16 protein-coding genes are annotated in these 22700 nt (G+C 64.0%); 12 read left to right on the top strand and 4 right to left on the bottom strand.

What is annotated here, in order from left to right; all coding sequences use genetic code 11:
* Nucleotides 1-90 precede the first annotated feature (90 nt).
* The gene (locus tag ACVOLS_RS15160) at nucleotides 91-1500 is read right to left on the bottom strand and encodes a class II fumarate hydratase (RefSeq protein ID WP_481546285.1); all 1410 of its coding nucleotides are present in this window, start codon (nucleotides 1498-1500) and stop codon (nucleotides 91-93) included.
* A 202-nt stretch (nucleotides 1501-1702) separates the two neighbouring features.
* Here ACVOLS_RS15160 and purB point away from each other — a divergent pair, with 202 nt between their 5' ends.
* The 7 genes from purB to ACVOLS_RS15125 all read left to right on the top strand — a co-directional run bounded on the left by purB (nucleotide 1703) and on the right by ACVOLS_RS15125 (nucleotide 12473).
* Nucleotides 1703-3085, top strand: a complete 1383-nt coding sequence (purB, locus tag ACVOLS_RS15155; protein ID WP_481546284.1) for an adenylosuccinate lyase — start codon at nucleotides 1703-1705, stop codon at nucleotides 3083-3085.
* Between the two features lie 495 nt (nucleotides 3086-3580).
* Entirely contained in the window at nucleotides 3581-5059 is a 1479-nt protein-coding gene (locus ACVOLS_RS15150; RefSeq protein ID WP_481546283.1) for a ribosomal protein uL16 3-hydroxylase, read from the top strand.
* An 11-nt stretch (nucleotides 5060-5070) separates the two neighbouring features.
* Nucleotides 5071-5952 (top strand): GNAT family N-acetyltransferase, encoded by an 882-nt coding sequence (locus ACVOLS_RS15145; RefSeq protein WP_481546307.1) that lies wholly within the window; start codon nucleotides 5071-5073, stop codon nucleotides 5950-5952.
* Nucleotides 5953-6126: 174 nt separating this feature from the next.
* On the top strand, nucleotides 6127-8958 hold the full coding sequence (locus tag ACVOLS_RS15140; protein WP_481546282.1) for a 2-oxoglutarate dehydrogenase E1 component: 2832 nt from the start codon (nucleotides 6127-6129) through the stop codon (nucleotides 8956-8958).
* 42 nt (nucleotides 8959-9000) lie between these two features.
* Nucleotides 9001-10200 (top strand): dihydrolipoyllysine-residue succinyltransferase, encoded by a 1200-nt coding sequence (gene sucB, locus ACVOLS_RS15135; RefSeq protein ID WP_282272073.1) that lies wholly within the window; start codon nucleotides 9001-9003, stop codon nucleotides 10198-10200.
* A gap of 129 nt (nucleotides 10201-10329) precedes the next feature.
* Nucleotides 10330-11754, top strand: a complete 1425-nt coding sequence (gene lpdA, locus ACVOLS_RS15130; RefSeq protein WP_481546281.1) for a dihydrolipoyl dehydrogenase — start codon at nucleotides 10330-10332, stop codon at nucleotides 11752-11754.
* A gap of 125 nt (nucleotides 11755-11879) precedes the next feature.
* Nucleotides 11880-12473: an LOG family protein gene (locus tag ACVOLS_RS15125; RefSeq protein ID WP_481546280.1), complete on the top strand. Its 594-nt coding sequence runs from the start codon at nucleotides 11880-11882 to the stop codon at nucleotides 12471-12473.
* Between the two features lie 181 nt (nucleotides 12474-12654).
* Here the strand turns inward: ACVOLS_RS15125 and ACVOLS_RS15120 are convergent, their stop codons facing one another.
* Entirely contained in the window at nucleotides 12655-15555 is a 2901-nt protein-coding gene (locus ACVOLS_RS15120) for a bifunctional diguanylate cyclase/phosphodiesterase (RefSeq protein WP_481546279.1), read from the bottom strand.
* Between the two features lie 181 nt (nucleotides 15556-15736).
* Here ACVOLS_RS15120 and ACVOLS_RS15115 point away from each other — a divergent pair, with 181 nt between their 5' ends.
* The 5 genes from ACVOLS_RS15115 (at nucleotide 15737) to ACVOLS_RS15095 (ending at nucleotide 20069) form a co-directional block, all read left to right on the top strand.
* The gene (locus ACVOLS_RS15115; RefSeq protein WP_481546278.1) at nucleotides 15737-16294 is read left to right on the top strand and encodes an RNA polymerase sigma factor; all 558 of its coding nucleotides are present in this window, start codon (nucleotides 15737-15739) and stop codon (nucleotides 16292-16294) included.
* A complete protein-coding gene (locus ACVOLS_RS15110) occupies nucleotides 16291-17352 on the top strand; it encodes a hypothetical protein (protein ID WP_481546277.1) in 1062 nt (353 codons plus the stop codon). The genes ACVOLS_RS15115 and ACVOLS_RS15110 overlap by 4 nt, the downstream gene beginning before the upstream one ends.
* A gap of 46 nt (nucleotides 17353-17398) precedes the next feature.
* Nucleotides 17399-17995 (top strand): IMPACT family protein, encoded by a 597-nt coding sequence (locus tag ACVOLS_RS15105; protein WP_481546276.1) that lies wholly within the window; start codon nucleotides 17399-17401, stop codon nucleotides 17993-17995.
* Entirely contained in the window at nucleotides 17988-19757 is a 1770-nt protein-coding gene (locus tag ACVOLS_RS15100; protein WP_481546275.1) for an ABC transporter transmembrane domain-containing protein, read from the top strand. The genes ACVOLS_RS15105 and ACVOLS_RS15100 overlap by 8 nt, the downstream gene beginning before the upstream one ends.
* Before the next feature lie 99 nt (nucleotides 19758-19856).
* Nucleotides 19857-20069 (top strand): hypothetical protein, encoded by a 213-nt coding sequence (locus ACVOLS_RS15095; protein ID WP_481546274.1) that lies wholly within the window; start codon nucleotides 19857-19859, stop codon nucleotides 20067-20069.
* 419 nt (nucleotides 20070-20488) lie between these two features.
* Here ACVOLS_RS15095 and ACVOLS_RS15090 read toward each other — a convergent pair whose 3' ends face one another.
* Nucleotides 20489-21604 carry a prephenate dehydrogenase gene (locus ACVOLS_RS15090; protein ID WP_481546273.1) on the bottom strand — a complete coding sequence of 372 codons (1116 nt, stop codon included), beginning with the start codon at nucleotides 21602-21604 and terminating at the stop codon, nucleotides 20489-20491.
* Nucleotides 21601-22509 (bottom strand): pyridoxal kinase, encoded by a 909-nt coding sequence (gene pdxY, locus ACVOLS_RS15085; RefSeq protein ID WP_303746656.1) that lies wholly within the window; start codon nucleotides 22507-22509, stop codon nucleotides 21601-21603. Before pdxY ends, ACVOLS_RS15090 begins: the two co-directional genes overlap by 4 nt.
* Nucleotides 22510-22700: the final 191 nt, after the last annotated feature.

The following is a 22700-nucleotide window of genomic DNA, read 5'->3' as shown; positions in this document are numbered from 1 at the left end:
ACCTGAAAGCCGCCCTCACCCCAACCCCTCTCCCGTACACGGGAGAGGGGCTCAGGCCGCACTGCCGACCATTGGCCGACATCACGTTCCTCAATGATCGTGGATGCCACCCAGGGTCAGCGCCGCCGGGTCCAGCAGACGCTTCAGCTCAGCCTCGGACAGCCCACTGTCCTCCAGCGCCACCTCCAGCACCGGCCGCTGCTCCTTGTAGGCACGCTTGGCAATCGCAGCCGCCTTCTCATAACCGATGATCGGGTTCAGCGCGGTCACCAGGATGGGATTACGCGCCAAGGCCTCGCGCACCCGCTCCTGCTTCACCACCAGACCCACGAACACCTTGTCGGCCAGCAGCGTCATCACGTTGGATAGCAGTTGGATCGAATCCAGCAGATTGGCCGCAATCAGCGGCAGCGCCACGTTCAACTGGAAGTTGCCGGTCTGCCCAGCCACGGTGATCGCGGCGTGGTGGCCAATCACCTGCGCGGCCACCATCACGGTTGCCTCCGGAATCACTGGATTGACCTTGCCCGGCATGATCGAGCTGCCCGGCTGCAAGGCCGGCAGCTCCAGCTCACCCAGACCCGCCAGCGGACCGGAATTCATCCAGCGCAGGTCATTGGCGATCTTGATCAGGGCCACCGCCAGCGCATTGAGCTGGCCTGACAGCTCTACCGCGTCATCCTGCGCGGCCAGCCCTTCAAACTTGTTGGCGGCACTCTCGAACTTGACTCCGGTGCTGACCGACAACGCCCGAGCCACCTTGCCACCAAAGCGGGGATCGGCATTGATGCCGGTGCCGATCGCGGTACCGCCCAGCGGCAAGCGGCGCAGGCGCTTCAAAGCATCCTCGATGCGCCCTTCGGCCGAGGCCAGCTGTGCCGACCAAGCACCGAATTCCTGGGCGAAGGTCAGCGGCATCGCATCCATCAGATGGGTGCGGCCGGTCTTGACGATCTTGCCCAGCGTGCGCGCGCGCTTGTCGATGGTCTTGCGCAGGTGCTTGAGCGACGGCAGCAGCGATTCCACCACTTCGAGCTGGGCCGAGACGCGGATGGCAGTCGGGATGACGTCATTGGAGCTCTGCCCCAGATTGACGTGATCGTTGGGATGCACCGCTGTCTTGCCGGCCTTGCCGCCGTGGTTGGCCAGCGTGGCTATGACCTCGTTGGCATTCATGTTCGACGAGGTACCCGAGCCGGTCTGGTAGACATCGATCGGGAACTGGCTGTCATGCGCACCGATGGCCACTTCGGTCGCGGCAGACTGGATCGCCTTGCCCACGCCCTTTGGCAGCAGCCCCAGGCCGGTGTTGACCTCGGCCGCGGCACCCTTGATCAGGCCCAGCGCCCGGATGAAAGCGCGTGGCATGCGCTGCCCGGAAATCGGGAAATTCTCGACCGCGCGCTGGGTCTGCGCGCCCCACAGGGCCTCGGCGGGCACCTGCAGCTCGCCCATGCTGTCGTGTTCGGTCCGGAAACCACTTTTGGAACCCTTGCTCATCATTTACTCCGCACTTCTTCATTGGGGGGAAAGGAAGCTGCGGCTGGCAATGGGCAGGCTTCCCTGGCTGGCGGCTGCGCACACCATACCCGTCATATGCGGCAATGGCACCTGCGGCCGACGGGATTCAATGGCCCGCCAGCGGCCGTTGCCCCGGCAGCGTAGAATATGCGCCCCCGCCACTGCCCAACCGCCTGCCGCCATGACGGATACGTCCCGCCAAGAAGCCGCCCTGCTCGCCCTGTCCCCGCTTGATGGCCGTTATGCCGGCAAGGTCGACGCATTGCGCCCGATCTTCTCCGAGTACGGCCTGATCAAGGCCCGCGTCAAGGTCGAGATCGAATGGCTGCTGGCGCTGGGCGCCGAGCCGGGCATCACCGAGCTGGCCGATTTCAGCGCCACCGGCAAGGCCAAGCTGCGTGCACTGGCTGATGGTTTCTCGGTCGAGAACGCTGCCCGCGTCAAGGAGATCGAGCGCACCACCAACCACGACGTCAAGGCCGTTGAGTACTTCATCAAGGAGCAGCTCAAGGACGACGCCGAGCTGGCACCGGCATTGGAGTTCGTGCATTTCGCCTGCACCAGCGAGGACATCAACAACCTGTCCTACGGCCTGATGCTGGCTGAAGCCCGCGACAAGGTGATCCTGCCCGGCTACAGCGGCATCGCCGCCTCGCTGCGCCAGCTCGCCCACGCCCAGGCCGAACAGCCGATGCTGTCGCGCACCCACGGCCAGACCGCCTCGCCGACCACCCTGGGCAAGGAACTGGCCAACGTCGTCGCTCGCCTGGAACGGCAGATCCGCCAGATCGGCGCGGTCGAGCTGACCGGCAAGATCAACGGCGCCGTCGGCAACTACAACGCCCACGTCGTGTCCTACCCGAACATCGACTGGCCGGCCTTCGCCGAGCGCTTCGTCACCTCGCTGGGCCTGGTGTTCAACCCGTACACCACGCAGATTGAGCCGCACGACAACGTCGCCGAGATCGGTGATGCCGCACGCCGCGCCAACACCATCCTGATCGACCTGTCGCGCGACATCTGGGGCTACATCTCGCTGGGCTATTTCAAGCAGAAGCTCAAGGAAGGCGAAGTCGGCTCCTCGACCATGCCGCACAAGGTCAACCCGATCGATTTCGAAAATGCTGAAGGCAACTTTGGTATCGGCAATGCCTTGTTCGAGCACTTCAGCGCCAAGCTGCCGATCAGCCGCTGGCAGCGTGACCTGACCGATTCCACCGTACTGCGCGCCGTCGGCACCGCCTTCGGTCACAGCCAGGTCGGTCTGGAGTCGCTGGCCAAGGGCCTGGGCAAGCTGACCGTGAACCCGGAACGCCTGGACGCCGATCTGGACGCTGCCTGGGAAGTGCTGGCCGAAGCCGTGCAGACGGTGATGCGCCGCCACGGCCTGCCGAATCCCTACGAGCAGCTCAAGGCACTGACCCGCGGTAACGGCATCACCGCCGATTCGATGCGCGAGTTCATCGAGACCCTGGAACTGCCGGCCGACGCCAAGCAGCGCCTGCGTGAGCTGACCCCGGGCGGCTACGCCGGTTTGGCAGCTGAGCTGGCCAAGGCGATCTGAGCCGCAGAAATGCTGAGTGCTTGAAGCCCTTCTCCCGTTCACGGGGTGAGAGCAGCAGGCTGCGAACCATTGGTTCGCTGCTGCTCGAACGCCCTTGCGCCAGCGCAAGGGCCGGGGCGCGCAGCGGGGGTTGGGATGAGGGCAAGCTTCTGGATGTAGTGCCGAGCCATGCTCGGCAGAAGCTTTCCCGGTAAAGCCCCTTGCCGAGCATGGCTCGGCACTACAGATGCATTGCTGGTAAAGCCCCTTGCCGAGCATGGCTCAGCACTACAGATGCATTACTGGTAACGCCCCTTGCCGAGCATGGCTCAGCACTACAGATGCATTACTGGTAACGCCCCTGCCGAGCATGGCTCGGCACCACGGGTGCATTCTTTTCGCTGAATTTGATCCAGATCAGTCGCCTACGGTGCGCATTGCCGCGAACAAGGGGACAATGGAGGTCTGCGCGCCCGGCGCGCCCCTGTTCGACCTCCGTTGCAAAGGATTTCCCCCATGGCTGCACGCAAGCAAAAGACCTATCCGATCGAAGTCCAGGCCAAGCCCGGCCTGCCGCTGGGCATGAGCCCGGCCACCTTCCTGCGCGATTACTGGCAGAAGCGCCCGCTGTTGATCCGCGCCGCCTTCCCGGATTTCGAAACCCCGGTGCTGCCTGAAGACCTGGCCGGTCTGGCCTGTGAAGAAGGCGCGCTGGCGCGCATCGTCAGCCATGACCGCGCCACCGACGGCTGGACCCTGCGCACCGGCCCGTTCCAGGAAGAAGACTTCCCCGGCATGCCCGACCACGACTGGACCCTGCTGGTACAGGACGTGGACAAGTGGGACCCGGAAGTCCGCGCCCTGACCTCCTACTTCAACTTTCTGCCGCGCTGGCGCATGGACGACGTGATGATCAGCTTTGCCGCCACCGGCGGTTCGGTTGGCGCCCATGTCGACCAATACGACGTGTTCCTGCTGCAGGCCCATGGCCAGCGCCGCTGGCAGATCGACGCCAGCGAGTCGACCAAGGGCAAGCGCCCGTCGCTTGAGTTCCGCCCCGACGTGGAACTGAAGCTGCTGAAGAAGTTCAAGGCGACCCACGACTGGGTGCTGGGCCCGGGCGACATGCTGTACCTGCCGCCGAACGTGCCGCACAACGGCGTTGCCGTGAATCCCTGCCTGACCTTCTCGTTCGGCATGCGTGCGCCGTCCTCGGCCGAACTGATCAGCGATTACCTGGACGACCTGGTCGCCGATGCCGACGAATCCATCCGCTTCCAGGACCCGGACCTGAAGCTGCCGGAAGACCCGAACGAGATCGACGAGGCCGCGATGAAGCGCGTTGTCGCCGCGCTCAATGCGCTGCGCATGAACGACCCGGATCGCCTCGGCAATTGGTTTGGCCGCTTCATCACCACCTACCGCGCTGCCGGCGACATCCTGCCGTCGCAGGCACCGCCGTCGCCGGAAGAAGTCGTCGCCGAGCTGGAAAATGGCGGCGTGCTTGAACGCCACCCGTGGGCCCGTCTGGCCTGGCGTCGCGCCACCCGTGGTGCCTCGCTGTACTGCTCCGGCCTGGCGTTCCAGTTGTCGATCAAGGACGCGCAGACCCTTGCCGGTACCGAGCAGATCGATATCGCCCTGTTCAACAAGCTCGGCAACAAGGGCCGTGATGCGCTGATGGAACTGATCGTCGGCGGCCATTACCAGCTGCTGGACGTGGAAACCATTGCCGCCATGCTCGCCGAGCAGGACGCGCTGGAAGCCATGGAAGACGTGGCCGAGGAAGATTTCGAGGACGAGGACTTCGACGACGAAGCCGATGCCCCGGAAGTCGAGATCGAAGTCATCGAGTACAGCGAAGCCGGCGAAGGCGAGCCGTCCAGCGCCAGCATCGAGACCGTACTGGTCAATGAGGAAGGCGTCGAAGTCGTGGTGATCTGCGACGACGCCGAGGAAGAAGACGAAGACGACGCGGAAACCCCGTCGGCATGAGCCAAACCGCGATCTTCCATGTAGAGATCGCCGACTACGCCGTGCAGCAGACCCTGCTGCACGGCGTGCGTCATACCGTATTTGTCAGCGAGCAGAACGTCCCGGCCGAGCTGGAAATAGACGCGCTGGACCCGCTCAGCGACCACGCCCTGGCGCTGGATGAGCACGGCCAGCCCATCGGTGCTGCCCGCCTGACCCCGGATCAGCGCATCGGCCGCATGGCCGTACTTGCCGCCTGGCGTGGCAAAGGTGTTGGCCAGGCCTTGCTGAATGCGCTGTTGGCCGCCGCCCGCAAGCACGGCTGGGGCGAAGTCAGCCTGCACGCCCAGCTGCATGCCCGCGACTTCTACGCCTGCAATGGGTTCCTGCCGGAAGGGGTTGAGTTCGAAGAGGCCGGCATCGGTCACCAGACCATGCGCCGGCGTCTGGACGGGGCAATGCGGGTACAGGACCCGGATCAGGCCCGCGCCGCCATGGCTGCGGTGATCCACGGCGCACGCCGGCATCTGCATCTGCAACTACGTGGCAACGATGCCCTGCTCGGCCAGCCGCTGATCCTGAACGCGCTGCGCCGTTTTGCCACCGCCCGTCACGACAAGCAGGTGCAAGTGCTGCTGCACGAGGCTGACCTGCCCGCGGCCTTCATCGCCCTGGCGCAGCGTTTGCCCAGTGTGTTCCAGCTACGTGAGCCGGTAGACCCGGTGGACTGCGAGGTCAGCTCGGCCGCCATCAGCAACGATCAGGGCGACTGCTACTTTCGTCCAATGGGCGCCCGCGTCGAAGGCGAGCTTTCGCTGGACAGCCCCGCCCGCGCGCAACAGCAGGAAGCGCTGTTCAAGCGTATCTGGGAGCGTTCACGTGATTGCAACGGGCTTCGCGTACTAGGTGTCTGAGCATTGACCTGGGCAGGACAAGCCGCAGTCAGGTATTAATGCGCGGGACAGTGTAGGTGCCCCTTCCTGTCCAGTGAGGGGTATAATTTCGTGGTTAGAACACGCCCGCGCGTGACGCTGTAGCAGGTCCGCCGGTTCCCAGAACTACCCCACAAGTGAATCCGACTCTCCATCGTGGACAATCTACTGAAGCAGTTTGCGCAATCATCGCAGCTCGCCGGCGGCAACGCCTCCTATGTCGAGGACCTGTACGAACAGTACCTCGTCTCCCCGGACAGTGTGGACCCCAAGTGGAAGTCCTACTTTGACGGCTTCAAAGGCCGCGAAGCTGGCGATGTGCCGCACTCTGCCGCCATCGCACACATCACCGAAGCCGCGAAGAATGCTGGCAAGGTCGGCGCCAATGCCGGTTCCGGCGACGAGCGCGAGCGCAATGTCGGCCGCCTGATCACCGCCTACCGTTCGCGCGGCCACCTCGGCGCCAATCTTGATCCGCTGGGCCTGACCCCGCCGGTCAACCCGCCGGATCTGGGCCTGCCCTTCCACCACCTCAGCGATGCCGACCTCAACGACGAGTTCAGCACCGGTGGTGTCGGCGGCCAGCCGCGGATGAAGCTGCGTGACCTGTTTGCGCGCCTGAAGGCAACGTATACCGGTTCGATCGGCGCAGAGTTCATGTATATCGCCGAAGTCGAACAGCGCCAGTGGCTTTACCAGCGCCTTGAGGCTGCCGGTGGCAACTACAACCTGGATGCCGACACCAAGCGTCGCACCCTGGAGCGCCTGACCGCGGCCGAAGGCCTCGAGCGTTACCTGCACACCAAGTACGTCGGCCAGAAGCGCTTCTCGCTGGAAGGCGGCGACTCGCTGATCCCGATGATGGACACCATCATCCGTGATGCCGGCAAGGAAGGCGTCAAGGACGTGATCATCGGCATGGCCCACCGCGGCCGCCTGAACGTGCTGGTCAACACCCTCGGCAAGAACCCGCGCAAGCTGTTCGACGAATTCGAAGGCAAGTTCGAGCACGACGACCGCGCCGTTGCCGGTGACGTGAAGTACCACATGGGCTTCTCGGCCGACGTCGCCAGCGATGGCGGCCCGGTGCACCTGGCCCTGGCGTTCAACCCGTCCCACCTTGAAATCGCCGATCCGGTGGTTGTCGGCTCGGTGCGCTCGCGCCAGGAACGCCGCAACGACACCGCGCGCAAGCAGGTGATGCCGGTCCTGATCCACGGCGACGCTGCATTCGCCGGCCAGGGCGTGGTGATGGAGCTGTTCCAGATGTCGCAGGCCCGCGGTTTCGCGGTCGGCGGCACCGTGCACATCGTCATCAACAACCAGGTGGGCTTCACCACCTCCAACCGCGACGACTCGCGCTCGACCCTGTACTGCACCGACATCGCCAAGATGGTCGCGGCACCGGTCCTGCACGTGAACGGCGACGATCCCGAAGCTGTGGTGTTCGCGGCCAAGCTGGCTTATGACTTCCGCCAGCAGTTCAACAAGGACGTCGTGATCGACCTGGTCTGCTACCGCCGCTGGGGCCATAACGAAGCCGATGAACCGGCGATCACCCAGCCGCTGATGTACCAGGTGATCCGCAAGCACAAGACCACCCGCGAGCTCTACGCAGAGCAGCTGGAAGCCGCAGGCGTCATCGCTGCCGGTGCCGGCAAGGACATGGTCGACGCTTACCGCAACAAGCTGGACTCCGGTGAAGTCACCACCGAGCTGGCCAAGGTCGAAAAGACCCCGGCCACCAGCAAGATGTACGTGGATTGGTCAAAGTACCTGTCGGGCAAGCTGTCCGATCCGGTCAGCACCAAGGTCGACATGGGCAAGCTGACCCAGCTGGCCACCATGATCAACACCATTCCGGAAGGCGTGGAAGTGCATTCGCGCGTTGCCAAGGTGTACGACGACCGTCGCAAGATGGCGGCCGGCGAAATCCTGGGCGACTGGGGCTTTGCCGAGAACCTGGCCTACGCAACACTGCTGGACGAAGGCAACGCACTGCGCCTGGTCGGCCAGGACGTGGGCCGCGGCACCTTCACCCACCGCCACGCGATCCTGCACGACCAGAAGACCGACAACTACTACCTGCCGCTGCGTCAGCTGGTCGAGTCGCCGGAACAGGCCACCATCATCGATTCGCTGCTCAGCGAAGAAGCGGTGATGGCGTTCGAGTACGGCTTCTCCACCACCGATCCGAACACCTTGTGCATCTGGGAAGGCCAGTTCGGCGACTTCGCCAACGGCGCCCAGGTCGTGATCGATCAGTTCATCGCCTCCGGCGAAGCAAAGTGGGGCCGCATCTCCGGCCTGACCCTGCTGCTGCCGCATGGCTATGAAGGCCAGGGTCCGGAGCACAGCTCGGCGCGCCTTGAGCGCTTCCTGCAGCTGTGCGCACTGGAAAACATGCTGGTCTGCGTGCCGTCGACTCCGGCGCAGGCATTCCACATGCTGCGTCGCCAGATGCGCATGGCCACCCGCAAGCCGCTGGTCGTCATGTCGCCCAAGTCGCTGCTGCGCCACAAGCTGGCCGTGTCCAGCCTGGACGAAATGGCCAATGGCGAGTTCCAGCACCTGATCGGCGACGCCACCGCGGACGTCAAGAAGGTCAAGCGCGTCGTCGTGTGTTCGGGCAAGGTCTACTACGACCTGCTGGAAGACGTGACCAAGCGCGGCCAGGACGACGTGGCACTGGTTCGCGTTGAACAGCTCTACCCGTTCCCGCGCCCGGCGCTGGCTGCCGAACTGAAGAAGTACGGCAAGGCAACCGACGTCGTGTGGTGCCAGGAAGAGCCGATGAACCAGGGTGCGTGGTACCAGATCAAGCACCACCTGCAGGCATGCGTGGCCGATGGCCAGGCGCTGCACTATGCCGGTCGCCCGCGTTCTCCGTCGCCTGCTGTTGGCCACATGTCCGATCACCTGCGCGAACTCGCACAGCTGCTCGCCGACGCGCTGGTCAACAAGATCGACGATAACTACGCCGAATAAGCCCCCTTTTCCACAAGAAAACGAAACCAGGAAATCAGCCAAATGGCCACCGAAGTCAAAGTACCGGTACTGCCCGAATCCGTCTCCGACGCCACCATCGCCACCTGGCACAAGAAGGCTGGCGAGGCCGTCAAGCGTGATGAGAACCTGCTCGACCTGGAAACCGACAAGGTCGTGTTGGAAGTACCGGCGCCGGTTGATGGCGTGCTGAAGGAAATCAAGTTCCAGGAAGGCGACACCGTCACCTCGAGCCAGATCCTGGCCATCATCGAGGAAGGCGCGGTTGCCGCTGCCGCTCCGGCCGCTGCCGCCGAGGCACCGAAGGCTGCTGCCCCGGCCGCCGCCGCTCCGGCTGCTGCCGCTGCACCGGCCCCGGCTGCCAAGTCGGCCGCCGACGCCCTGCCCCCGGGCGCCCGCTTCTCGGCAATTACCGAGGGCGTGAACCCGGCTGACGTGTCCGGCACCGGCCGTCATGGCGCCGTGACCAAGGAAGACATCGTCAACTTCGCCCGCAACGGCGGCGTCGGCAAGGCCGGCGGTGCACGTCCGGAAGAACGCGTGCCGATGACCCGCATGCGCAAGCGCATTGCCGAGCGTCTGATGCAGTCGAAGAACTCGACCGCCATGCTGACCACCTTCAACGAAGTCAACCTGTCCAAGGTGTCGGCTGCGCGCAAGGAACTGCAGGAAGAGTTCGTCAAGGCCCACGGCATCAAGCTGGGCTTCATGAGCTTCTTCGTCAAGGCTGCCGCCAACGCACTGCAGCGCTTCCCGCTGGTCAATGCCTCGATCGATGGTGACGACATCATCTATCACGGCTACTCGGACATCTCGATCGCCGTGTCCACCGACAAGGGCCTGGTGACCCCGGTGCTGCGCAACGTCGAGCGCATGTCGTTCGCCGACATCGAGAAGGCCATTGCCGACTACGCCAAGAAGGCCCGTGACGGCAAGCTGTCGCTGGAAGAACTGCAGGGCGGCACCTTCACCGTGACCAACGGTGGCACCTTCGGCTCGCTGATGTCGACCCCGATCGTCAACCCGCCGCAGAGCGCCATCCTCGGCATGCACGCCATCAAGGACCGTCCGATCGCCGAGAACGGCCAGGTCGTGATTGCCCCGATGATGTACCTGGCCATGTCCTATGACCACCGCATCATCGACGGCAAGGATTCGGTGCAGTTCCTGGTGGACATCAAGAACCAGCTGGAAAACCCGGGCCGCATGCTGTTCGGTCTGTAATTGCTCTGAGCCCCTCTCCCGCTCGCGGGAGAGGGGTTGGGGTGAGGGCAAGCCTCACCCGCACCCTCATCCGGCGCTACGCGCCACCTTCTCCCGGCGGGAGAAGGGACAGGCAACAAGGAATCTCAAATGGCTGAACAATTCGACGTCGTCGTCATCGGTGCTGGTCCGGCCGGCTACCACGCTGCCATCCGCGCCGCACAGCTGGGCCTGAAGACCGCCTGCATCGATGCAGCGCTGGGCAAGGACGGCAAGCCGGCACTGGGCGGCACCTGCCTGCGCGTGGGCTGCATCCCGTCCAAGGCGCTGCTGGACTCCTCGCGCCAGTACTGGAACATGGGCCACATCTTCGATCAGCACGGCATCAGCTTCAACGACGCCAAGATCGACGTGAACAAGATGGTCGGCCGCAAGGACGCCATCGTGAAGCAGTTCACCGGCGGCATCGCCCAGTTGTTCAAGGCCAACAAGGTTGCCACCTACTACGGCTTCGGCCAGCTGCAGGCCGGCAACGTGGTCAAGGTCAAGCAGCACGACGGTTCGGAAGTCGAGCTCAAGGGCACCAACGTCATCATCGCCGCCGGTTCGGATTCGATCGAACTGCCGTTCGCCAAGTTTGACGGCAAGCACATCGTCGACAACGTCGGCGCGCTGGACTTCACCGAAGTGCCCAAGCGCCTGGCCGTGATCGGCGCCGGCGTGATCGGCCTGGAACTGGGCAGCGTCTGGAAGCGCCTGGGCTCGGAAGTCACCATCCTGGAAGCATTGCCGGACTTCCTGGCTGCTGCCGATGCGGAAGTCGCCAAGGTTGCCGCCAAGGAATTCAAGAAGCAGGGCCTGAACATCCTGCTCAACGCCAAGGTCTCCAAGACCGAGATCAAGGGCGAAGAAGTCATCGTCAGCTACACCGATGCCGAAGGCGAGAAGAGCCTGACCGTCGACAAGCTGCTGGTGGCCGTCGGCCGTCGCGCTGCCAGCAAGGGCCTGTTGGCCGATGGCACCGGCGTGCAGATCAACGAGCGCGGCCAGATCGTGGTCGACGACCATTGCCACACCGGCGTCGATGGCGTCTGGGCGGTGGGTGACTGCGTGCGCGGCCCGATGCTGGCCCACAAGGGCTTTGAAGAAGGCGTCGCCGTGGCTGAGCTGATCGCTGGCCTGCCGGGCCACGTCAACTTCGACACCATCCCGTGGGTCATCTACACCGAGCCGGAACTGGCATGGGTCGGCAAGACCGAAGCCCAGCTCAAGGCCGAGGGCATCCCGTACAAGGCCGGCAGCTTCCCGTTCGCCGCCAACGGCCGCGCCGTCGCCATGGTGGAGCCGGCTGGCTTCGTCAAGGTGCTGGCACACGCCGAAACCGACCGCGTGCTGGGTATGCACCTGGTTGGCGCCAATGTCTCCGAGCTGGTGCACGAAGGTGTGCTGACCATGGAGTTCAGCGGCTCGTCCGATGACCTGGCCCGCATCTGCCACGCCCACCCGTCGCTGTCCGAGGCAGTGCACGACGCGGCGATGGCAGTGACCAAGCGCGCCATCCACAAGGCCAACTAAGCTCCACGGCCTGTGACCTGAAGGCTCCGCTCCGGCGGAGCCTTCTTGCTTTTGTAGTCCCCGGTCTGCACGCGCATTCATCGGCAGCAGAGCGACCACCTCTTCCCATCCATCAGGAACAACACATGAAGTCCATCTGCGTCTATTGCGGCTCCAACCCCGGCGCCAAGCCCATCTACGTCGAACGCGCCACCGAACTGGGCACGCGCATCGCCAATGAAGGCCTGCGCCTGGTCTATGGCGGCGGCCGTACCGGCCTGATGGGCGCGGTGGCCGATGGCGTGCTGGCAGCAGGTGGCGAAGTCACCGGCGTGATCCCGCAGCACCTGGTGGACATGGAAGTCGCGCACAAGGGCGTGACTTCGTTGGAGATCGTCAGCTCGATGCACGAGCGCAAGTCGCGCATGTTCGACCTGTCCGATGCCTTCGTCGCCCTGCCCGGCGGCTTTGGTACCGCCGAGGAGATCTTCGAGATGTTGACCTGGCGCCAGCTCGGCATCGGCCACAAGCCCTGCGCCTTCCTCGACATCGACGGTTTCTACCAGCCGCTGATCGGCATGATCGACACGATGGTCACCGAGCGTTTCCTGCACCCGGAGCAGCGCGAAGACCTGTGGTACGGCGACGACGCCACGCAGATGCTGGAGTGGATGCGCAACTACTCGCCGGCACAGGCCGACAAGTGGTTCGACGAGAAGAAGCGCAACGCGTTGCGTTGAGGCACCGGCGGTCTTTTTTTGTAGGAGCGGCGTAAGCCGCGAGGCTCATACACCACACAGATCATCGGCATTCAAAGTCCGCAACGGCAACATCCAACGCGCATCGTGCAATTGCAGACGATGCGCGACGGATGCATTTCTGGCTTCGCGGCTCACGCCGCTCCTACAAGAAAGCAGGCACTTATGCGCGCTGCAAGGTCTCTTCGCGGGGTGCCGGGTAACCCAGCAGGTAACCCTGGCCGAAGTTGCAGCCCAATTCCTTCAGCGTCTGCAGCTGCCGCTCGTTTTCGATGCCCTCGCCTATCGTCTCGATGCCCAGCGTGCGCGCAAGCGACAGTACGCCTTCCACCAGGGTAAGCGTGCTGTTGCCGCCTTCATCGTGCAGGCCGGCAACAAAGCTGCGGTCCACCTTCAGCGCACTGATAGGGAAACGATGCAGATAGGACAGCGCCGAATAACCAGTCCCGAAGTCATCCAGCTGCACCACCACGCCGCGCTCACGCAGTTGGTGCAGGGCACGCAGGGTGCGCGGCTCGTCATCGAGCAGGGCCATCTCGGTGATCTCCACCCGCAGCCGCTCCGGGTCAGCTCCCGCAGCATCCAGCATCCCCAGCAAACGCGGTGCGAACTCAGCCGAACGGAAATGCCGCGGCGACACGTTCACCGAAATGTAGCCGACTGCCGATGCGGCCATGTCCTGCATCACCTGCTCGTAGATCTGCCAGTCCACCTGCTCGATCAGGCCACTCTCTTCGCCCAACGATAGAAACTCGCCCGGCGCCAGCACACCGCGACGCTCATGCTGCCAACGCAACAGCGCCTCGTGACCGACCACCTGGCCATCAAGCAAGGAAACGATGGGCTGGTAGTACGGCAGGAAATCCCGCTTCTTGATCGCCCTTCGCAGGTCCGCTTCCAACTCCAGGCTGCGCATGGCTTCATCGTGCATCGCGCCGTCGAACATCACGCAGCGATCCTGGCCCTTGAGCTTGGCCCGGTACATGGCAGCATCCGCATCGCGCAGCAGGTCCGCGCCAGAGGTATAGCGCGCATCCCATACCGCGATTCCGATACTGCCGGAAGGGAACAGCTCGCGCCCGTCCACCCACATCGGCGCTTCCAACGCCCTGAGCAGGCGACGCCCCAGGTCCATCGCCGCGTTCGAACCGCGATCAGAGTGCACAAGCAGCGCGAATTCATCACCGCCCAGCCGCGCCACCACGTCATCGCCACGGACCAGACCCACCAGTCGGCGCGCGACCTCAACCAGCATCTGGTCGCCAGCGGCATGACCAATACTGTCGTTGACCCACTTGAAGCGGTCCAGGTCCAGGAACAGCAAGGCAAAATTCGGGGCGACACCCAATTCCGCATTCTCGATCGCACGTTCCAGCCGATCCTGCAGGTGCAGGCGATTAGGCAGTCCGGTCAGCACGTCATGCATGGCCAGGTGGGTCAAACGCTGCTCGGCACGCATACGTTCGCCAATCTGTCCCAGTAGTTTCTGGTTCACCTCGCCCAGTTCACGGGTGCGCTCGGTCACTCGCAATTCCAGGTCGGCATGGGCTTGTACCAAACGCTGTTGATCGCGCTGGCGGGCCAGGCTGTTGCCTATGGCGCGGGCAACGAATACCAACAAGCGCTGATCATCGGCAGTGAACACGACTTCCGGGTTGTAGCTCTGCACCGCGATGACGCCTACTACTTCGTCATCACTGAACAAGGGAACGCCCAGCCAGCATTGCGACTTGGCACCGAATTCCTTCAAGTCCCCGGATGCGATCAGCGTGTCAATGTCCGCCCGCGTCAGCAGCACCGGTTCGCGTCGTTGCAGCGCGTATTCGGTCAAGCCATCGCTGAAAATCCGGGTTGCGCGTTCGCGGTTGAAGCGATCGACGGAGTAGACAAACTCGATGCCGGTCGCATCTGCGGTCACCATCGCCACGTAGAAATTGCTGGCATCCAGCAGCCGGCCAATGATTTCGTGTACCTGCGCGTAGAAATCGCCCGTGGCTTTGCCGCTCATCGCCAGCTCTGAGATGTTGAACAGCGCCGCCTGCAGCAATTCCGCGCGCCGACGCTCGATGATCTCGCCCTGCAGGTGGTCGTTGATGTGCTCCAGATCCTGGGTGCGCTGCCAGACCCGCTGTTCCAGCTGCGCGTGTGCCTGATGCCGATCCATCGCGGTGAGGATGTGCTTGGCAACAAAGTTCAGCAGCGCCAGCTCTTCCTCGCCATAGCAGGCATCGGCGACATAACTCTGCACCACGATCGCACCGCACACCCGGTTGTCCCGCCACATCGGCACACCCAGCCAGTCGGTACTCTCCTCGCCCTCCGACACCTCGCAAGGCTGTTCCAGATATTTGGCCAGCTCACGCGACGGCCCGCTCAGTGCACGGCCATTGCGCAGCACCGCGAAGGTCAAGCTGGCCGGCATCTCCTCGTAGCGATAGCGGCGCCCGGGCTCAGGCAGATAACTGTCATGGGTATCAACGAAATACAGGAATTCCAGGCTCTGCTGGTTTTCATCACACTCCACGATGTAGCAGTTCTCGGCATACATAAGCGAACCGAGGATGCGATGGAAATGCGCCATCATCTCGGTCATCGCCAGATCGGCACCGGCAAGATCGGCAATTTCGAACAAGGCCTTCTGCAGCTGCTTGGAGCGCTGCAGCTCTTCAATCTGCATGCGCTGGCGCATCAGTTCCATGGCCGAGCAGATCAGTACCCGTGCCGTGCCCTCCCATGCTTCACGGCGCGCCACCGGCAGCGCCTGTTCAGGATCGATCAGCAGCACGTAATCCGCGTCGCTGTCGTGACTCCATTCCAGCAGATGCACGGAGGTAGGAAGGCCATCCTTTCTGCCCGCCAGGCAATCACGAGCGCGCTGGCACAGGCCATCGGCCGAATCCGGAAAACTGCAGCTACCCTCGCCAAGCAAACCATCGCGCCACGCCAGCGCAACCGTGCTGACGGGAGGCAACAAGCTCTGCAATGTCCCTACCACGTTGGTGACCGGCGAAAATGTATCGGCGCGCTGGGTTTCGGCCTTCGCGTCAAACTCGCTATGCGACATGTATCCGTTCTCTCTGGGTTCCGGTCTCCCGGAACTCCCCCCTGATCCCGCAGCATACCTTCAGCAGCGGTCAAGAGCAGTGGGTCGCAAAAAAAAGATTGTCTTTCATGATTATGAATGAGCGGCATTCCGTCAGAGCGCCGAGCTAGGCAGAACCCACCCCAACCACTACGCTTGGCAGGTGGATACCGCTGTCCAAACCCCTACCGATGAAGTGTTGATGTTGGCCTATGCCGACGGCGACAGCGACGCGTTCTCCGAGCTCTATGCCCGGCATCGCGCGCGGTTGTTCCACTATCTGCTGGGGCAGCTGCGCGATCGGCCCTTGGCCGAGGAGCTGTTCCAGGACGTCTGGCAGAAGATGATCAACGCCCGTGCCGGCTGGAAGCCCGACGCGGCCTTCGCCACCTGGCTGTTCCGCATTGCCCACAACCGCCTCAACGACCATTGGCGAGCCGCCCGCCATCGTCCGGCAGCGCCGGAAGATGCCGACGAGCGCACCGCACGCCTGGCCGACAACCGCACCCCCGAGCTGTTGGCCGACGAACAAGCCCAGCGCCTGCAGCTACGCCAGGCCTTGGCCGAATTGCCGCCGGAACAACAGGAAGTCGTGATCCTGCGACTGGAACAGGAACTGAGCCTGGAGGAGATCGGGCAGATCACCGGCGTTGGCCGGGAAACCGTCAAGTCGCGGCTGCGCTATGCGATGGACAAGCTGCGCGCGAGGTTGAGCGAATGAACATCCCAGACATGCTGACTCCCGAAGAGCGAGAGCTGGCCCGTCTGCTCGGCCGCCCTGGCGCTGGTGTCGCCGGGCCCAGCGCGCAGTTGGACGCCCGGATCCTGGCCATGGCCCACGGCACCCCGCAGGCACCGGTTCAGCCCCAATTGGAGACACAGGCTGCGCATCGCGAAGCGCCCACAGCGAACTTGCCCCCAGCACCGCGGAATCGCGGCTGGGGTCGCCGCCGTGGGCTGGTATCTTCGTTCGCCGTGGCCGCCTCGCTGGTGCTGGTGGTTGGCCTTGCCTGGCAGCTGCGCCCGCTGCCGCCCCAGCCAGCAATGCAGCAGGCCGAAGTGGAAACACCTGCTGCCGATATGGCAGCCGCAGAAGTAGCGGCTGTTCCGGCTGCAGCGCCAATGCCAAGCCAGACAGCCGAGGATGCGGATGCTGCCGCTGCCTCGGCACCCGCAGCGCCGCAAGCCCAGTCCATGGCAAGCGCGAAGGAACGTCGTGCCGATGCGCCGCAAGCTGCGCAGGCAAATGTTGCGGGCAATGACGAGGCGAACGTCATCGAAAAACCCAGCACCAGCCAAACAGGGCAATCGCCACGCGCCTTCTCCAATGCGCCGGTTACGCCGCCGGCACCGCCCGCGCCTCCCGCTCCGCCGATGCCGATGATGGCTCCGGCACCGATGGCTGCCCCGGTTCAAGCCGAGCAGACCATCAGTACTGCTGGCGCGCAACCTGACCTCTATCGCAGCGAAGCCGCGCCAGCCCGCGCCGCAGCGCCACGCCCGACATCTTCTGGTTCCACGCCGATTCCGCATGCTGGTACCAAGGCGGTAAGCAAGGCCGCCGAAGCGCGGCGCCAACGTGCCGAAGCCATTGCTGCGGACAGCACTCCCGATATCGAGGCCGACGCCACGCTGTCACGCCACCAATGGATCAAGCGCATCCGCGAACGCCACGAGGCCGGTGATCTGGAAGGTGCGAAGGCCAGCCTGCGGCGCTTTGCCCACGACTACCCGGAAGCACGCATTCCGCGCGATCTGCGCCCACTGCTCAAGGATTGAGCTACATCGGCTACCGCTTTGCAGCGCTGCCACTAGAATGACGGCAATGCTCGACACTCTCGCCGCACCCGCCAGCCACGAGCTGGAGATCAAACACAGCCGCTTCCTCGCGCAGGCGGCGCCGATCAGCGATGCCGGCGCAGCGCTGGCGTTCATCCAGTCGGTCTCGGATGTTGATGCCACCCACAACTGCTGGGCCTACCGGCATGGCAATGACTACCGCTCCAGCGACGACGGCGAGCCGGCAGGCACCGCCGGCAGGCCGATTCTGGCCGCCATTGATGGCCAGGGCTACGACCGTATCGCCGTGGTGGTCACGCGTTGGTATGGCGGCATCAAACTCGGCGCAGGCGGCCTGGTACGGGCTTACGGCGGCGCAGCTGCCGAATGCCTGCGGCTGGCCCAACGCAGTCCGCTGGTACCGATGACCGAGCGCATCCTGCAATGCGGCTTTGAAGACATGGGCATCGTGCATACCCTGCTCGGCACTGCCTGTGCCGAGAAACTTGAAGAACACTTCCTGCCCGAAGGCCTGCGCCTGCATGTGCGCCTGCCGGCAGACCAGATCGATGCGCTGGCCCTGCGCCTGCGCGACGCCACCCGCGACCGCCTACGCCTGAGCGAACCCGTCGACCATGACTGAAGCCCCTTCCACACCGCCGCAACGCAAGCTGCAGAAACTCGGCAGCCTGAAAACCCTGTGGCCATTCGTACGCCGTCACGCCGGCCTGTTCAGCGCCTGGCTGGTCGCACTGGCAGTGTCCTCGACGGCGACCTTGAGTCTGCCGATGGCGGTCAAGCAGATGATCGACCACGGCTTCTCCGGTGGTGGCGAAATCAACCGGGCCTTCATGCTGTTGTTCATCGTCGCGGTGGTACTGGCATTGGCGACTGCCGCGCGCTTCTTCTTCGTGTCCTTGCTGGGTGAGAAAGTCGTCGCCGACCTGCGCGGCAAGCTGTATGCGCACCTGATAGGCCTGGATGCCGGCTTCCACGACCGCACCCGCAGCGGCGAGCTGGTATCGCGGCTGACTGCCGACAGCGAACTACTGCGCAGCGTGATCGGCTCGACCATGTCAGTCGCGCTGCGCAGCAGCGTCACCGTGATTGGTGCGATGGTGATGCTGTTCGTCACCAGTCCGCGGCTGGCGGTGTACTCCTTGATCGGCATCCCGCTGGCAGTGCTACCCATCGTGTTGGGTGCCCGCCAGCTGCAGAAGATCTCGCGCGCCAGCCAGGACCGTGTCGCCGATGCCAATGCATTGGCTTCCGAAACATTGGGCGCGGTACGCACGGTGCAGGCGCATGCCCGCGAGCCCTACGAGCGTGGCCGCTTCGAGGCCGCGCTGGACATCTCCGTGGCCACCGCAAAGCGCCGCATCCGCACCCAGTCCTTCGTCACCGCCATCGCCATCGTGCTGGTGTTCGGCGCCATCGTGGCGGTGCTGTGGTCTGGCGCACACGACGTCGTCGACGGCCGCATGACGGCAGGTACGCTGGGCCAGTTCGTGCTGTACGCCTTGATCGGCGGCGGCTCGGTCGGTGCCTTGGCCGAAGTTTGGAACGAACTACAGCGTGCTTCCGGCGGCATGGGCCGTATTGGTGAACTGTTGGCCGAGCGCCCGCAGATCACCGCACCGGCGCAGCCACACCCCCTGCCCTCGCCGGTCCGCGGCGAGATCCGCTTCGAGCAGGTGTCGTTCCATTACCCGCAACGGCCGGATCATCCGGCGCTGGATGATTTCAGCCTGACGGTGGCGCCGGGCGAAACCGTGGCTCTGGTCGGCCCCTCAGGTGCCGGCAAAAGTACGGTGCTGTCGCTGCTACTGCGCTTCCATGACCCGGACAGTGGCAGCCTGCGTCTGGACGGCATTGATCTGCGCGAGCTGGACCCAGCGCAGCTGCGTCAAAGCATTGCCTTGGTACCGCAACAGCCAGCACTGTTTGCCGCCAGCGCCGCCGACAACATCCGTTACGGCCGACTGGAAGCCAGCGACGAGGAAGTTCGTGCAGCTGCCCGGTCTGCCGAGGCCGATGACTTCCTGATGCAGCTACCAGAAGGCTATGCCAGCGACTTGGGCGAACGTGGCGCGCGCCTGTCTGGCGGCCAGCAGCAGCGCGTGGCGATCGCTCGCGCCCTGCTCAAGGACGCGCCGGTATTGCTGCTGGACGAAGCCACCAGTGCACTCGACGCACAGAGCGAACGCGCGGTGCAACAGGCACTGGAACGGCTGATGGCTGGGCGCACGACGCTGGTCATCGCGCATCGCCTGGCAACCGTGCTCAAGGCCGACCGCATTGTGGTGATGGACCATGGCCGGATCGTTGCGCAGGGCACGCATGCTGAACTGTTGGCACAGGACGGCTTGTATGCCGAGCTGGCGCGGCTGCAATTCATAGATTGAGAACACTGCGGTAACGCATCGCTAACAACGCCGGCGGCAAGCTCACGGGGTGGTCGTACTGATGCACTGCGACCACCTTCCCAGCATTGGAGCCGAGCTATGGCATTCCGACAATTTCCAGCGACCACCCGCGATGGCGAAAGCTGCATCGTCATCGAGTTTCTAGATGAGCCCGGCAGCACCGAAGCCAACACCAACCGTCCGCCGCGTTATGAGCTTGCCGATGGCCGGCCGCTGCTGCGTCGTGGCAGCAACCTGTTCAGTGCCGATGGCGAGGTCAGCCTGTCGATGAACCAGCCCTACCGGGCCTGATTCCCAGCTTCTGCAGCGCGCCGTGATCATTACCGGCGCGCATCAGGAAGCCCCGCTGCCGGCTGGCCGGATAATTCTGAATACGCTTTGCCGATCCGGCCTGCGGCTGATCAATTTTTCACCAACCATCTTGACAGCCTTGTGCCCCAAGGGATGCAAGCGATTATCCACATGCTTGCACACACGCCGCTGTGGATTAAGTCGCAGCTGGTGAGACGCAGATGGGGGTGGAGCCCCTTCCCTCTTGGGTGTTCTGGCCACCTCGGCTTTTGTGGGAGCGGCGTAAGCCGCGAAGCTGGTGATCCTGAACCACTATGGCACCTTGGCAACTGCAGTGCGCTACCGGCTTCAGCCAGTGATCTGGCTTCGCGGCTTACGCCGCTCCCACAATTCCCACAGCTCCCACCATTGCTGCAGGCTTAGCGCTCCAGCACCCTGCCTATGCCGCTGCTGTTGATCTCGTCGCTTGCCGCTGAAATCACCTCAGCCGCGTAGGCCTGCACGAAGCCCATGCGGAAGTGGACCTCCCCACTCGGCGTACGCGAGGAATGAATCGAGGCCAGGCTGATGCCATGGCGTTCGAACACATGCAGCAGCTCACGCAATGAACCCGCTCGGTCTTCAGGCAGATGCACGCTCATCGCACTTTGGTCGGTCAGATCCGCAAGCAGGTAACCGACCCGCTCGAAGCTGTAGTTGCCATCGCGCAGGGTCTGCTCATCCACCGCGGCCTTGTTATCGGCCAGATACTGCGTACGGAATGCCGCACGCGCGGCATCATCGCCCTGCCCCACCAGACCGCGCAGCTGCTGCAGTTGCTGCAACAGGTGATCCAATACCTCGCCGGCATGGGGATTGCCGAACTGGATGTCTTCATAGATGGCCGGGTTCAACGACAGGATGCGCGAGATCACCGCCGTATCCAGTTCAAATGCGGCCGAGCGGTACGGCATCAATTCACTCAGCGAGCCCAGCATCGGCGCGTATTCGCGCAGCACGCCGGCCTGGGCCAGGTGCGTGGCATGCACCATCGCCTGCACCAGCGCCATTACCCGGTCGTGGTGCTCGGCAGTGCCACGCACACACTCGGCCTGCAAGGCGATGCACAGTTCATCCAGCCATGCCTGCCAATGCGCATCCAACCGCGCTTCGCAGACCACCATCACCCTGCCCTTCAAGGTCGGTGCCTTGGGCGGCGCAGTCATCGGATGCAGGCCGGCGACCGACGCCTGCGATTCCAGCATCGCCGCGACCGGCTCGGCTTTGATCGAGGTGACATCCAGCCACAGCTTGCCGCGCTCACGCCCGGCCGATTGCCGGATGTAGTCGCGGATCAACGCAGGCGTATGTCGGATCGGTGCCGAGAACAGCAGCACATCGGCCTGTTCCAGCAACTGCTCCGGCGTCTGCGAGTCCACATCGACCGGATCATGACCGATCACCTGCAAGCCCATGCGCGTTTCGAAGAAACCGCGCAGCCAACGTCCAAAGGCACCGCCGCTACCGACGATGCCAATGACCGGACGCAGACTCACGCCAGACGCTCGGCGCGGAAGCGGTAGGGGGTACCCAATGCAGCTGGTGCAGCCGCCAACACGTCAAACTCTTCCACGCCAGTAGCCAGTGTTGCTTCCAGCGCAGCGTGCACGCCAGCGATAGCGCGACTCACGCCGTCCTCGAAGCTATGGCCCTTGAGCAGGAAGGCGACCAGCAGCGACATCAGCACATCACCGGTACCGGCCACATCCACCGGTAGATGCGGCGAGGTCCAACGCCAGATCTGTTCCCGGCCGATGGCCAAGGTCACCAACTCGCCCGGATCACCGGACACCGAATGCGCGATCACCCATTCCGGGCCGCGTTCCAGCAGCTTGCGCGAGGCGGCGATGGCATCGTCCTGCTCCAATGCAGGCATGCCGGTCAGCCGGCCCAGCTCGAAGGCATTGGGCGTTACCAACCAGGCATGCGGCAACAGGCGCTCGATGAAGATCTTTTCCAGCCCCGGCTCAACGTAAGGGCCGGTATGGGTATCACCGATGACTGGATCCAGGCAGTAGCGCAGGTTCGGCGATTGCGGCAGTACTTCGTCCAGCCAATCAGCAAACGCGGCGCCATTGGCGACGCTGCCGAAGTAACCGGAAACCAAGGCACCGGCGCGTTGCGGCAGGCCCCGTTCGGTTGCGCCCTGCAGCAGTTCCGCGAACCAGTCTGCAGGCAGCACACGGCCGCGCAACGTCGCGTAGAACGGCGCGTTGCTGAGCAGCGTGGTGGGAATTTCGGCGACGCGCAGGCCCAGGGCGCGCAGCGGCGGTACTGCCGCGCTGTTGCCGGCATGGCCGTACACAAGCTGGGATTGCACGGAAATCACGTCCACCGGCGACGGCCCATCCGGGCGTTGCCGACGACCGTGCACGAGATGGCTATGGTCGACTTCGTTCATCGCCCTATTCTACGTCCGCAGGACAAGGCGCGACTGCATACGCTTGCGCGCGCAACCAATAGCAGATGGCATAACGAGGTAGTGCCCCGCCAGGGGGCGGCGGGGCGTATAGCCGCACGGCGAGGACGACCCAGGCCGCCGCCACACGGCGGCCCCACACGCCATCAATGGGGACACACAGGACATTAACC

This window comes from Stenotrophomonas sp. STEN038 (genome assembly GCF_056759895.1).
This window is presented reverse-complemented; position numbering and strand designations above follow the sequence as displayed.

What these genes read in the sequence shown, in the direction of transcription:
- ACVOLS_RS15160 (WP_481546285.1), bottom strand. Translation starts at nt 1,500, where the DNA reads ATGAGCAAGGGTTCCAAAAGTGGTTTCCGGACCGAACACGACAGCATG.
- purB (WP_481546284.1), top strand. Translation starts at nt 1,703, where the DNA reads ATGACGGATACGTCCCGCCAAGAAGCCGCCCTGCTCGCCCTGTCCCCG.
- ACVOLS_RS15150 (WP_481546283.1), top strand. Translation starts at nt 3,581, where the DNA reads ATGGCTGCACGCAAGCAAAAGACCTATCCGATCGAAGTCCAGGCCAAG.
- sucB (WP_282272073.1), top strand. Translation starts at nt 9,001, where the DNA reads ATGGCCACCGAAGTCAAAGTACCGGTACTGCCCGAATCCGTCTCCGAC.
- lpdA (WP_481546281.1), top strand. Translation starts at nt 10,330, where the DNA reads ATGGCTGAACAATTCGACGTCGTCGTCATCGGTGCTGGTCCGGCCGGC.
- ACVOLS_RS15125 (WP_481546280.1), top strand. Translation starts at nt 11,880, where the DNA reads ATGAAGTCCATCTGCGTCTATTGCGGCTCCAACCCCGGCGCCAAGCCC.
- ACVOLS_RS15120 (WP_481546279.1), bottom strand. Translation starts at nt 15,555, where the DNA reads ATGTCGCATAGCGAGTTTGACGCGAAGGCCGAAACCCAGCGCGCCGAT.
- ACVOLS_RS15110 (WP_481546277.1), top strand. Translation starts at nt 16,291, where the DNA reads ATGAACATCCCAGACATGCTGACTCCCGAAGAGCGAGAGCTGGCCCGT.
- ACVOLS_RS15105 (WP_481546276.1), top strand. Translation starts at nt 17,399, where the DNA reads ATGCTCGACACTCTCGCCGCACCCGCCAGCCACGAGCTGGAGATCAAA.
- ACVOLS_RS15100 (WP_481546275.1), top strand. Translation starts at nt 17,988, where the DNA reads ATGACTGAAGCCCCTTCCACACCGCCGCAACGCAAGCTGCAGAAACTC.
- ACVOLS_RS15095 (WP_481546274.1), top strand. Translation starts at nt 19,857, where the DNA reads ATGGCATTCCGACAATTTCCAGCGACCACCCGCGATGGCGAAAGCTGC.
- pdxY (WP_303746656.1), bottom strand. Translation starts at nt 22,509, where the DNA reads ATGAACGAAGTCGACCATAGCCATCTCGTGCACGGTCGTCGGCAACGC.